The sequence below is a fragment of the Neobacillus sp. B4I6 genome (genome assembly GCF_050434045.1).
In the GTDB taxonomy this organism is placed as follows: Bacteria; Bacillota; Bacilli; order Bacillales; family Cytobacillaceae; genus Neobacillus.
Genome location: NZ_JBNPWB010000002.1, coordinates 4,825,985 through 4,839,337, shown reverse-complemented (window position 1 = coordinate 4,839,337; position 13,353 = coordinate 4,825,985). Strand labels below are relative to the sequence as shown.

At 41.4% G+C, this 13,353-nt stretch carries 11 protein-coding genes; all 11 read left to right on the top strand.

All coding sequences use genetic code 11. The features are described 5' to 3' along the window. The first annotated feature begins 10 nt into the window (after positions 1-10). The 11 genes from QF028_RS26070 (at position 11) to QF028_RS26020 (ending at position 13,316) form a co-directional block, all read left to right on the top strand. Positions 11-1,183, top strand: a complete 1,173-nt coding sequence (locus QF028_RS26070) for a CamS family sex pheromone protein (protein ID WP_429470234.1) — start codon at positions 11-13, stop codon at positions 1,181-1,183. Positions 1,184-1,304: 121 nt separating this feature from the next. Next, positions 1,305-2,852, top strand: a complete 1,548-nt coding sequence (pruA, locus tag QF028_RS26065) for an L-glutamate gamma-semialdehyde dehydrogenase (protein ID WP_429470232.1) — start codon at positions 1,305-1,307, stop codon at positions 2,850-2,852. Between the two features lie 267 nt (positions 2,853-3,119). Further along, on the top strand, positions 3,120-3,347 hold the full coding sequence (locus QF028_RS26060) for a hypothetical protein (RefSeq protein ID WP_429470230.1): 228 nt from the start codon (positions 3,120-3,122) through the stop codon (positions 3,345-3,347). Between the two features lie 23 nt (positions 3,348-3,370). Further along, on the top strand, positions 3,371-4,357 hold the full coding sequence (locus QF028_RS26055) for a hypothetical protein (protein WP_429470228.1): 987 nt from the start codon (positions 3,371-3,373) through the stop codon (positions 4,355-4,357). A 201-nt stretch (positions 4,358-4,558) separates the two neighbouring features. Further along, positions 4,559-6,982 (top strand): nitrite reductase large subunit NirB, encoded by a 2,424-nt coding sequence (nirB, locus tag QF028_RS26050; RefSeq protein ID WP_429470226.1) that lies wholly within the window; start codon positions 4,559-4,561, stop codon positions 6,980-6,982. Between the two features lie 6 nt (positions 6,983-6,988). Next, the gene (gene nirD, locus QF028_RS26045; protein ID WP_429470224.1) at positions 6,989-7,309 is read left to right on the top strand and encodes a nitrite reductase small subunit NirD; all 321 of its coding nucleotides are present in this window, start codon (positions 6,989-6,991) and stop codon (positions 7,307-7,309) included. Positions 7,310-7,336: 27 nt separating this feature from the next. Then, positions 7,337-8,785, top strand: a complete 1,449-nt coding sequence (gene cobA / locus QF028_RS26040; protein WP_429470222.1) for a uroporphyrinogen-III C-methyltransferase — start codon at positions 7,337-7,339, stop codon at positions 8,783-8,785. A 3-nt stretch (positions 8,786-8,788) separates the two neighbouring features. Continuing rightward, complete coding sequence (locus QF028_RS26035) at positions 8,789-9,421, top strand: NAD(P)-binding protein (RefSeq protein ID WP_429470220.1); 633 nt, start codon at positions 8,789-8,791, stop codon at positions 9,419-9,421. A 188-nt stretch (positions 9,422-9,609) separates the two neighbouring features. Then, positions 9,610-11,202, top strand: a complete 1,593-nt coding sequence (gene aceB, locus QF028_RS26030; RefSeq protein WP_429470218.1) for a malate synthase A — start codon at positions 9,610-9,612, stop codon at positions 11,200-11,202. 49 nt (positions 11,203-11,251) lie between these two features. Then, positions 11,252-12,535: an isocitrate lyase gene (gene aceA, locus QF028_RS26025; protein WP_410884859.1), complete on the top strand. Its 1,284-nt coding sequence runs from the start codon at positions 11,252-11,254 to the stop codon at positions 12,533-12,535. 346 nt (positions 12,536-12,881) lie between these two features. After that, a complete protein-coding gene (locus QF028_RS26020; RefSeq protein WP_429470216.1) occupies positions 12,882-13,316 on the top strand; it encodes a YueI family protein in 435 nt (144 codons plus the stop codon). The last annotated feature ends 37 nt before the right edge of the window (positions 13,317-13,353 follow it).

Genomic DNA, 13,353 nt, shown 5'->3' with positions numbered 1-13,353 from the left:
GTGTATCGACGTGAGAAAGTTCTCATTGCTCGCTCTCTCCCTTGTCTTTTTGCTGAGTGCCTGTGCACCAAACTTTGAGAAGCAAAATGAGGTTGTGCAAACGAAGGAGAAAGTGAAAGGGAAGGCAATTATTCCAAAGTATAATATTTCGGACAGCTATTACCGGACAATTTTGCCATTTGAACCAGGGGAAGCACGCGGATTGGTTGTCAATAATATCAATACAAGATATGACTTAAACGAATTTGAAATGGGCTTAATGAGAATTGCCCAAAATTCTTTTGAAACGGAAAAATATTTATTTCGTGAAGGACAGGAAATCAAAGAAGAGACAATAAGACTCTGGTTAAACCGTAAATACACGAAAGAGCAGTTCAAGGAAAAGAAAAAAGTAGATCCAACACTAAAAGATGCTGATAATATTGGGCTAAATCCTGTGGATACTGGAAGCAAGGGTGAACCGAGTTCGCCAATCTATTTAGCTCATATTTTAGAACACGACTACTTAATAAAAAATGAAAAGGGGAATGTAATACTCGGAGGTGTTACGATTGGCCTTGCCTTAAATTCAGTTTACTACTATAAACAGACATCAGACGGCGATACCCTTGAGGAAAAAGTCCCGCATTCAGAAGTGATCAGTGAAGGGAAGAAAATAGCTGCAGAAGTGATAAAGCGTATGAGGAGCATAAAGTCTTTAAAGGACGTTCCAATTACGATTGCCTTGTTTGAGCAAGCAAGCAAGTCTTCCGTCGTTCCTGGTAACTTCATTACCTATTCCACTGTCGACAATGGCAGTACGACTTTAAATGGCTGGGAAAATGTAAATGAAAAGTACTTTCTTTTCCCTTCCGCAGATGCACAGGAAGAACATCGTGATGATGTCACTGCGTTTTTAAATTTTAAGCAGGATGTGGAGGAGTATTTTCCTAACTATAATGGTGTGATTGGCAGAGCCTTTTACATTGGAGACCAACTGCAGGATTTAAATATTAACATTCCAATTCAATTCTATGGAAAAACAGAAGGAATAGGTTTTACGCAGTATGTAACCGGCCTTGTCATGGAACATTTTCCTAAGTATTTGTCTGTCTCGGTAAGTGTTACATCTGTGGATGGTCCTGAAGCACTGATTGTCCGAAAGGCTAATGAAGAGGAACCTTTTGTCCATATTTATCAATAAGATCTGGCTTAATGCTGGGTCTTTTTTTGTGGGACCCGACAATTATTGCGGCCTTTAAATGAAACATGTTAGAATGAACAGTGGAGTGTAAACGTTTTTAATACATAGGAGGTTTTAACAAATGGTACAACCTTACAAGCACGAACCATTTACAGATTTTACGATTGAAGAGAACCGTCAGGCCTATCTAAAGGCGTTAAAAACAGTTGAAGATTACTTAGGTCAGGATTACGACTTAGTTATTGATGGAGAAAGAATTGCAACAGAAGATAAAATTGTTTCTTATAATCCTTCCAATAAGGAAGAAGTAATTGGCCGCGTTTCAAAAGCTAGCCAAGACCTAGCTGAAAAAGCAATGCAAGCAGCAGTCGAAGCATTTAAAACTTGGAAAAAGGTCAAACCTGAAGTCCGCGCGGATGTTTTATTTAAAGCTGCAGCCATTATTCGCCGCCGCAAGCATGAGTTTTCTGCTCTAATGACGAAAGAAGCAGGTAAGCCATGGAGAGAAGCGGATGCAGATACCGCTGAAGGAATTGATTTCCTTGAATACTATGCACGCCAAATGCTAGCACTTAAAGATGGTGTACCCGTTCAAAGCCGTCCAAATGAATTTAATCGTTATTCCTATATTCCCCTTGGTGTTGGTGTTATTATCTCGCCATGGAATTTCCCATTTGCGATCATGGCAGGAACTACAGTAGCAGCTATTGTTTCTGGTAACCCGGTTCTATTAAAACCCGCTTCAACTACTCCTGTGATTGCAGCGAAGTTTGTTGAAGTCATGGAAGAAGCAGGTCTGCCTAAAGGTGTACTTAACTTCGTACCAGGAAGCGGTGCTGAAGTGGGCGACTATTTAGTGGACCATAAAGATACTCGCTTTATCAGCTTTACTGGTTCCCGTGATGTTGGACTTCGAATTTTCGAGCGTTCTTCGAAAGTGAACCCAGGACAAGTATGGATGAAACGTTTGATTGCTGAAATGGGCGGTAAAGATACCATTGTGGTTGATAGTGAAGCAGATCTAGAGCTTGCTGCTCAATCAATTGTTGCAGGTGCGTTTGGCTTCTCAGGTCAAAAATGTTCTGCGTGTTCACGTGCGGTAATCGTAGAAAGTGTTTACGATCAAGTATTGAATCGTGTCGTTGAATTAACTAATGAGTTAACGGTTGGAGATCCAACTGAACAAGCTACGTTCATGGGTCCTGTTAACGACAATAATGCGTTCAAAAAAATCATGGAATACATTGAAATCGGCAAGCAAGAAGGCAAGTTAATGGCTGGCGGCGAAGGAGATAATTCTAAAGGTTATTTCATTAAACCAACGGTTATTGGGGATCTTGCTCCTAAAGCACGTATTATGCAGGAAGAAATTTTCGGCCCTGTTGTTGGTTTCACAAAGGCAAAGAACTTCGATGAGGCGCTTGAAATTGCGAACAACACAGAATACGGCTTAACTGGTGCAGTTATTACTACAAACCGTGCCCACATGGAACAAGCTCGTGAAGACTTCCATGTTGGAAACCTGTACTTTAACCGTTCATGTACTGGAGCCATCGTTGGTTATCAGCCATTTGGCGGCTTCAATATGTCCGGAACCGACTCCAAAGCAGGCGGTCCTGACTACTTGCTGCTTCATATGCAGGCAAAAACAACTTCAGAAATGTATTAATATAAAAGAAAAATCTCTTTCCACACTTGGAAAGAGGTTTTTTTGTAAAGAATAATAATGTAAGTCACTTTATTCGGGGGCGTAGACTAAAAAAGTTTTTTCAGGTTGAATTTTCCTCCTTACATAGAAAACTTACTTTCGATAAAATACATTACCTAATTCAACCAATGCAAGGATTTTATGTAATTTAAAAAGTTACCTATATTAAAAATAATGATAATATAGAGAAAAGGCAGTAAGGAACTAAAAGTGTGGGGGATTGTAAAATTGATTCCATTATATCTATTTCACGTCACATCAGTCCAACATAGTGAAAATTTACTTTTGACATTTTTAATCTGTAATATTTTTGTTGTCACAGCAGGACTTACGTTTATGTATAAATTATTTCGACAGAAAAATGTTCGAGGGGCTGGAATTACGTTTGCGATTGCGTTAGCTGTGAATTATATTCTTATTGCCATCTTTGGGGATATATTTGATTTACTTGGATAAGCGCTAGAGAGGAGATGATATCGTTGAAATATTATCGTTTATGGGTACTTGCCTTTCTATTAAAATTTATTGGTTCTGCATGGGATGCTTCTTATCATTTTAAATATTTATTTGAGGAATACTCCATTCCCCATATTGTTAATACCATCGGTTTTGCTTTAGGCGCATATTTGTTAATTCAAGAGTGGCGACGTTTACATTATCTGGACCGATTTTCTAGAAACCTGATTACAATAGGCTACGTTATATTCCTAATTGGGATCCCACTAGATTTCACCTATCATATTGCGTATGGAATTGATTTAACCACATGGAGTCCAACCCATTTTATTTATTATATTGGTACAGCAATTATGATTTTTGGGGTCTGGCGCGGTTACCTTCAATATACGAGAGATATTCAACCGTCATGGTGGTCAATTCATACTTGGTTTGCCATGTATCTCCTTGAATGCTTGATGTTTCCGAATATGCAACAGGAAAATGGGTCCATTTCATATGATCAATACATTCATGGAAAATCGATTGCCTCAAAGGAAATCCTTGATCTAATCTCAGATCCTGCCTCACAGATTTTTGGCGGCATTCCGGAATGGGTCTATCCTATCTATTCAATCCTAATGGTCGCTCTCCTAACAATTCTAATCATCCGATATTGCCGCAGTTATTCCATACCTGTGATGGCGACGGCACTTTATATCCTGTTAAGGTTTGTAGGCAAAGCTATTTTTGCTGCAGTTGGTTATCCAACCTCTTATGTACCGATAACGCTTTTATTCATTCCTTTATGCTATTTATTGTTTAGAAATAACTCACGGTTAGCTGGTCTGGCAGGCAGCCTAGCTTATTTTCTTGCCTTGTTTGCAATCCATAAAACAGGTATTCTCATCACTCCACCCTTGGTATTATGGGAACTTGCCCCTGTTGTAGTAATTGGTGTGCTTGTTCCGATGATTCATTCAATGGTAAAACTCTTTCAAATAAGGAAAACTGAAAAAAAGGTAGTTTAGAGTTAGATAGCATGCATTTTTTGTGTGCTATTTTTTGTTGCCCAAATATACTATGACAATTTTGTGAAAATGTTCACATATATTGTTTGGATAGTGACGTACTTCACAAATTTTATCGACGCTAGCATTTACAATTTTATTATAAAGAAAACCTTACTTATCTTAATAATAACGATTTAACATATAAGGAGTGATTGATAAATGAAAAAACTAGTAATGATCGGAAATGGTATGGCAGGCGTCAGAACGGTAGAGGAAATCCTCAAAGTATCCACTGAACCATTTGAAATTACTATTTTTGGACAAGAACCATATCCAAACTACAATCGGATTAAACTATCAAATATACTTCAAGGGGATGCAAACTTTGAAGATATTATCATTAACCCGCTAGATTGGTATAAAGAAAATAGTATTCAATTATTTACAGGTGAATCAATTGTAAACATTGATGTGGACGGAAAATGTGTGGTTAGTAATTTAGGCAGGGAAGTCGAATATGATGAATTAATTATTGCCACAGGATCAAACTCTTTCATCCTCCCAATTCCAGGTGCAGACAAAATCGGTGTGACTGGATTTCGTGATATCAATGATTGTGAAATGATGATCAAGTCAGCTCAGCAGTTTAAGAAAGCTGTGGTCATCGGCGGCGGACTTCTAGGTCTTGAGGCAGCAAGAGGACTGTTAAACCTGGGAATGAAGGTTGATGTTGTTCACTTAATGCCGCATCTAATGGAGCGACAGCTGGATTCGGTTGCTTCATCCTTACTGAAGGCAGAACTAGAAAGCCAGGGCATGAACTTCTTAATGGAAAAAGAAACCGTTGAAATCCTTGGCAACGAACGAGTAGCAGGCCTTCGCTTTAAAGATGGATCACAAGTGGATGCTGACTTGGTTGTCATGGCAATCGGGATTAAGTCTAACACCGAAGTGGCAAGAAACAGCGGAATCTATGTCAATCGCGGGATAGTGGTCAATGACTTTATGGAAACAAGTATCCCGCATGTTTACGCAGTGGGGGAATGTGCGGAACATCGAGAGATTGTCTATGGCTTGGTGGCCCCATTATATGAACAAGGGAAGGTACTTGCTAATCGGATTTGTGGCAATTTAGGCGAACCATATGAAGGCTCTGTGACCGGAACACAATTAAAGGTAGCCGGCGTGGACCTTTTCTCTGCTGGAGAAATATTTGAAGATGGTTCGACAAAATCGATCATGGTCTACAATGAATATGATGGTGTCTATAAAAAGATCTTAACAAGAAAGAACACGATTGTTGGTGTCGTGCTATATGGAGACACCAAGGATAGCACCAAATTATACCGTATGCTGACTAAAAAAGAGGATATCAGCGGAATGACCAGTATATCGGTGCTGCAATCTGATTGCAGTGCAGAAGGCGGCAATGATGATGTAGCATCAATGCCGAATGATGAATTAGTTTGTGGCTGTAATGGAGTCACTAAAGGCGCCATTGTGGAAGCAATCAAAACTCAAGGGTTAACCACACTGGATCAAGTGAGCCATTGTACGAACGCGGGCCGTTCTTGCGGACGCTGTAAACCGATGGTAAGCAATATTCTTGCCTATACACTGGGTGATCAATTTGATGAAGCGGCAGCACAAAAGACAAGCCTGTGCGGTTGTACAACCCTTAGCCGTGATGAAGTTGTGGCCGAAATTAAAGAAAAAGGCTTAACAAGTGTAAAAGAAGTTATGAATGTCCTTGAGTGGAATAATGAGGAAGGCTGTACCAAATGCCGTCCAGCCATTAACTACTATATAGGTATGATTCATATGGATGAATACAAAGACGATCGTGATTCCCGACTCGTCAATGAAAAAATGCATGCCAATATCCAAAAGGACGGAACCTACTCGGTTGTACCAAGAATGTACGGCGGGGTAACAACAGCCGCTGATTTGAAAAAAATCGCCGAGGTCGCTGAAAAGTATGAGGTACCACTCGTAAAATTAACAGGTGGACAGCGGATTGGTTTATTCGGAGTGAAAAAAGAAGACCTGCCAAGTATGTGGGAAGAGCTCGATATGCCATCTGGTTATGCTTATGGAAAAACGCTTCGTACCGTAAAAACTTGTGTCGGCGCTCAGTTCTGCCGTTATGGAACACAAGGTTCAATGGCACTTGGAATCGAACTTGAAAAGAAATTTGAACGCCTCGATACTCCTCATAAAGTAAAAATGGGTGTATCGGCCTGCCCGCGGAACTGTTCCGAAGCAGGAATCAAAGACATTGGCTTTGTCGGAATTGATGGCGGCTGGGAGATTTATGTCGCTGGTAACGGCGGTGTCGACCTCCGTGCAGGGGATCTCCTATGTACAGTGAAAACGCAAGCGGAAGTAATGGAAATCACGGGTGCTTATCTTCAATATTATCGCGAAACAGCCAATTACCTAGAGCGTACTTCAAAATGGGTAGAACATGTTGGCTTGGACCATGTGAGAGAAGTACTTGCCAATGAGGAAACACGGAAAGCCTTAAACGAGCGCATGGATAAAACATTAAATAAATATATCGAACCTTGGAATGAAGCGATTCAAAGTGAAGAAATCCAAGATAAATATTATGCAAAACACACTATTAAGGCTGGGGAGTGATTCAATATGCTTCAAACAATAACAAGAATTCCAGTGGCAAACTATTCTAATTTAAGAGTTCGATCTGGGTATACGATTAAAATCGATAATACAGAAATTGCCCTATTTAAATTAACAAGCGGAGAGATTTATGCGATTGAAAACCGCAGTCCCCATCCAAAAGGAGGCGTCCTTTCAGAAGGCCTTGTCAGTGGAGAGTATGTATATTGCCCCGTTTATGATTGGAAAATATCCTTAAAAGATGGTAAAGTACAGTCACCGGATGTAGGTCAAGTACGGACATTTAAGGTTGAATTAGAGGAAGATATCGTTTTTATTGTCAGATAAGAGCGAAATGGGAAGGATGGCTGCAGAATGATAATTGGGAAAGTATTTTTAGTAGGAGCAGGACCCGGAGATGTTCGTTTAATCACCGTAAAAGGACTGGAGGCTATAAAGCAAGCCGAAGTGATTTTATATGACCGGCTTGCCAATCCCAAACTTTTAGAGTTTGCTCCAGCGGATTGTGAACTGATTTATTGCGGAAAATTACCGAACCGCCATATTTTACGCCAAGGGAATATCAACGAGCTTTTGGTTGAGAAGGCTCTTGAAGGCAAGCGGGTTGTCCGTTTAAAAGGCGGAGACCCAGGCGTGTTTGGCAGAGTTGGCGAAGAAGCGGCATCCCTGGCCGAATATCAAATTCCATTTGAAATCGTTCCTGGCATTTCATCGGGGATTGCAGCCCCCCTTTATGCAGGAATTCCTGTTACCCACCGAGAGTATGCAGAGTCATTTGCAGTCGTTACTGCCCATGACAAATCGCAAGAGGGCAAACCAGTACTTGATTGGGAAGGACTGGCTCGTGGTGTTGATACTATTGCCTTTTACATGGGAGTCGGCAATTTACCGTTTATTTGCGAAAATCTCCTTAACTATGGCAAACCAGCGTCGACCCCGGTTATTTTGATTCAATGGGGTACATTTGGCCGCCAAAAAACATTGCAAGGGACACTTGCTGATATTTCCGAGAAGGTCTTGGAGGCAAAGTTTAGCAACCCATCGATTATTTTAGTAGGGAGTGTCATTTCTCTGCGTGAAAAAATCAGCTGGTTCGAGAAAATGCCGCTGTATGGACGGCAAATTCTGCTTGCCCGGACGAGTGAGGGTCAAAGTGAATTAGCAAAGGAATTAATGGATCAAGGCGCCGATGTGATTGAATTTCCAAAGTGGAAAAAGACGGCACTGCCTGTTGATCTGACAAAAGTAACTTCCTATGAAAAAATATTTTTTACCTCACCTGAAAGTGTAGATGAATTTTTCACAGCGGTGATGGAAAGTGGAATGGATATTCGAAAAATCCGTGCCGATTTCTTTGGCGCTTCAATTAAATCAATCAAAGCATTAAATAATCGTGGATTTATAGCTACACATGCTGATGAATTGCATAAGACCGGAGCCTTGCTCATTGTTGGGGAAGATAGCATCTTGAAAAAAGAGTATGATCAGGCAGACATCATGGTGACTAGCAGAAAAGAAATAGATCACCAGTTCATGCCTCTTTTTAAAAGAATGTTAGATGAGGCTGACGTGAATACCATGGTATTCCCAAGTAGTGCGTCCGTTGAACCGTTTGTACAAGCGTTATGTGAATGTGACTTGAATGCGGTTGAACTGTTGCAAGGGTTGCATGTGGTCAGCATGGGAAAACAAACAGCAGCTGCAGTTGGAAAAGCCGGCTTTACGTCGCATGGAATGCCTGCCAGCGCAACGAAAGCAGCCTTGGTTGAATATTTAGCGGTCCGTCCTGTCGAGGAAGTGTAGAGGATGAATTCAGGCTATCCTGTAAACCTAAGGTTAGATGGTAAAACAGTTGTCATTGTTGGGGGCGGGAAAGTTGCCGAACGAAAGGTGACGGGACTGCTTGGTACGGGTGCAGAAATCGTAATCGTCAGCCCGGATGTTACGGATGAAATCCAAAGGCTTCATCGTGAGGGGAAAATTGTGTGGAAGCAAAAGTCTTTTTTTGCGAGCGACATAAAGGATGCATTCATGATTTTTGCTGCGACGAATATTCGAGAAATAAATCAGTTGATTAGAATTTCAGCAGCACCCGATCAGCTTGTAACGATTGCAGACGATCCAGAACGCTCCAATTTCCACGTCCCAGCCCATGTTCAACGTGGCCTGTTGAGCATTGCCGTTTCAACAGGAGGTGCGAGTCCAACCCTCGCAAGCAAAATTCGGGAGCAGCTCGAGGAGCAGTTTGATGATTCTTACGAGGGCTACCTCGACTTTCTATCTTCAAAACGAAAATGGATTCTGAAGGAAGTGGAAAATGCTTCTTTGAAGAGGAAACTATTAAAAACCATTGTAAGTTCGGAGTTCTTAACTAGTGATAATCGGGAAGATGATTTTATTAGATTATATGAAACGCTTCTTAACGAAACGGGCCAATAATGACTGCAAAAAAGGATGTCGATGACGTCCTTTTTTTTATGGACTTTTCCTTTTGAAAAATCAGAGGACAGGGAGTTTTTACCTATTTTTATAAAATTTTCTGAAAAGTAGTTCCATTTTTAAAATCAGTGTTATATAATACAAAACGTAGATAGTTACTGTATTATAACAAAGAGGTGATGTAGTTCATGTCGACGCAAACGACAGGTATTGAAGTGGTTGGGGCAATAAAAGCCCAGTACGATGAGATTTTAACACCAGAGGCATTAAATTTTATTGAAGAGCTAGAACGAAAATTTGGCGAAAGAAGAATTGAACTGTTACAGTACAGGCAAAAACGGCAAGCCGAAATTAATGATGGGAAATTGCCAGACTTCCTTCCTGAGACAAAACATATTCGGAATGATGACTGGACCATTGCTCCGCTGCCGGATGACCTGCAAGATCGCAGGGTAGAAATTACAGGCCCGACCGATCGAAAAATGGTCATCAACGCTTTAAACTCTGGTGCAAAGGTTTTTATGGCTGATTGTGAAGACGCCACTTCACCGACATGGGAAAACATCATCGAAGGACAAATCAACTTAAGAGATGCAGTAAATCGGACGATTTCCTTTGAAAATCCTAACGGTAAAAAATATGAACTACATGAAAAAACAGCTGTTCTGTTTGTTAGACCACGCGGCCTGCATTTAGAAGAAAAACATATTTTACTAGATGGCAAGTCTATTTCAGGAAGTTTCTTCGACTTTGGGATGTACTTTTTCCATAATGTGAAACAGTTACTTGAGAGAGGAACAGGTCCATATTTTTACCTGCCGAAGCTGGAAAGTCACCTGGAGGCAAGGCTTTGGAATGATGTATTTGTATTTGCGCAAGAGAAGCTTGGGATTCCGAATGGAACCATTAAAGCGACTGTCTTACTAGAAACCATCATGGGCGCATTTGAAATGAATGAGATTTTATTTGAGCTAAAGGAACACTCTGCAGGATTGAATTGTGGAAGATGGGATTATATCTTCAGTTACTTGAAAAAGCTGCGTAACCACAAGGATGTCATTTTACCGGACCGATCTCAGGTAACGATGACAGTACCATTCATGCGTTCGTATTCGTTACTAACGATTCAAACCTGTCACCGCCGCAAGGCACCGGCAATCGGAGGGATGGCAGCCCAAATTCCAATTCGTAATAATCCGGCTGCAAATGAGGAGGCTTTTGCAAAAGTTCGTGCCGATAAAGAGCGTGAAGCCCGTGATGGTCATGATGGAACATGGGTGGCACACCCAGGTCTTGTTCCGGTAGCCCTGGAAGTTTTCAACCGTGAAATGCCGATTGCAAACCAAATTCATACACTTAAGCAACAGAAAATCAGTGTGACTGCCCAAGATTTGCTTGAATCACCAGGTGGAACGATTACAGAAGAGGGCGTTCGTTTGAACATAAATGTTGGGATTCAATATGTGGCTTCCTGGCTAAGAGGCAATGGAGCAGCCCCTATTCACAACTTGATGGAGGACGCTGCAACTGCAGAAATTTCACGCGCCCAGCTGTGGCAGTGGATTCGCCACCCTAAAGGGATGCTGAACGACGGACGGAAAATCACTGTGGAAATGTATGAGCAATATAAGGTGGAGGAATTAGAAAAAATTAAGCAGGAAATTGGGGCGCAGGCATTTGCAGGCGGTCGATTCGATGAAGCCGTTGAACTGTTTGACCGTTTGATCTTAAATGATGATTTTGCTGAATTTTTAACCCTGCCGGGATATGAGCTTATCTAGATTTTTTAAATAAAAAAATACTTAATAGATTAATAGGAGGAATATAAAAATGACAAATTCAAGAGTAGCACAATTACAAGAAAGCTGGGAAATGGATAGCCGTTGGAAAGGGATTACAAGACCATACACTGCCGAGGATGTTATCAAGCTACGCGGATCCATTGATATTGAGCATACGTTGGCTCGAAAAGGGTCCGAAAAGCTTTGGAAGCTATTAAATGAGGAAGACTATGTAAATGCCCTTGGTGCATTAACAGGAAATCAAGCAGTCCAGCAAGTTAAAGCAGGGTTAAAAGCGATCTACTTAAGCGGCTGGCAGGTAGCAGCTGATGCGAATCTGTCCGGACATATGTACCCTGACCAAAGCTTATACCCAGCAAATAGTGTACCAAGTGTTGTCAAAAGGATTAATCAAGCGCTTCAACGTGCAGACCAGATTACCCATTCAGAGGGCGACAACTCAATTGATTGGTTTGCTCCAATTATCGCTGATGCCGAAGCCGGTTTTGGCGGCCAATTAAACTGTTTCGAACTAATGAAAGGCATGATTGAAGCCGGTGCTTCAGGTGTCCACTTTGAAGATCAGCTTTCTTCCGAGAAAAAGTGTGGCCATTTAGGGGGTAAAGTATTGCTGCCAACCCAAACGGCGGTTCGCAACTTGATTGCCGCTCGTTTAGCTGCTGACGTTATGGGTGTTCCTACGTTACTAGTTGCTCGTACCGATGCAAACGCGGCTGATTTAATTACAAGTGATATCGATATGAATGATGCACCTTTTATTACTGGTGAACGTACTGGAGAAGGATTCTATCGTGTTAAGGCGGGGATTGACCAGGCGATTGCTCGCGGTCTAGCATATGCACCATATGCAGATCTTGTTTGGTGTGAAACCTCTGAACCGAATCTCGAGGAAGCAAGACAATTTGCAGAAGCGATCCATGAGCAATTCCCAGGCAAGTTGCTCGCATACAACTGTTCGCCATCTTTCAACTGGAAAAAGAAATTGGATCAAGAAACAATTGCGAAATTCCAAGTCGAACTTGGAAAAATGGGCTACAAGTTCCAATTCGTTACTCTTGCTGGCTTCCACGCCCTAAACCATGGCATGTTCGAACTTGCTCGCGGCTATAAAGAGCGCGGCATGGCAGCTTACTCCGAATTGCAGCAAGCGGAATTCGACAGCGAGCAATACGGCTACACAGCCACACGTCACCAGCGTGAGGTTGGTACAGGTTACTTTGACCAAGTATCTATGGTCATTACTGGTGGAACATCATCAACAACCGCATTAAAAGGTTCGACTGAGGCAGAACAATTTACAGGAAAAAACTAGGTATCAGCAGGGCGCGAATCCTTCTCTCCTATTGGAGGGAGGGATTTTTTGATGGTGGGTATATAAATAAATTAGTGGTTTACTGGCGGATAGGAGGGGATTACTGTCCTATGGGATGGGTTTACTGGCGGATAGGAGGGGATTACTGTCCTATGGGATGGGTTTACTGGCGGATAAGGTGAGTTTACTGTCGTATGGAATGAGTTTACCCTCAGATAAGGCAAGATTACTCTCGAATAACTAATTCCTTCAGCCCACAAACTTACTTCTCCAGCACTTTTTGGAACGGAACGTTTTTTAGGGTATTATCATAGATAATAATAGCCTTTATATGGAGTTGATTGAGTTGAAAAAGACAACCGTTGACGAGGTCTTACAGCAAGGTATCTATGGACCACTTGAAACAAAACCAGATGAGCGGCGGAAATTCTTAGGAACTTTGAGAGAGCGGATTGTGTTGGCTCTTACGAAAAGCCAAGTAGGAGAATCAACAGTATATCCCCAAGTGGAGCAGCATATGAAGAAAAAGCCCCAGTCCCATCTTTTCTTAAATGGAAACATGAATTACGAGGCCCTTTCCAAATATGTAAAGCTGGCCACAAAATATAAGATTGAACATACTATTGTGACCAATAAAGAGCATGACTCGGAAATCGGCTTGGTGTTAGCTATGGATCATGCAATTGATAAGGAAGATATCTATATAACCAAGAAGGTACCTGCCCAGCTGCAGGAAGTTAAAAAGAGCAAGGGCTTTTTTTCAAAAATCTTTAAAAAATAAGCAGATGTGATTTCAGAGAACATACGCCTTTAACACC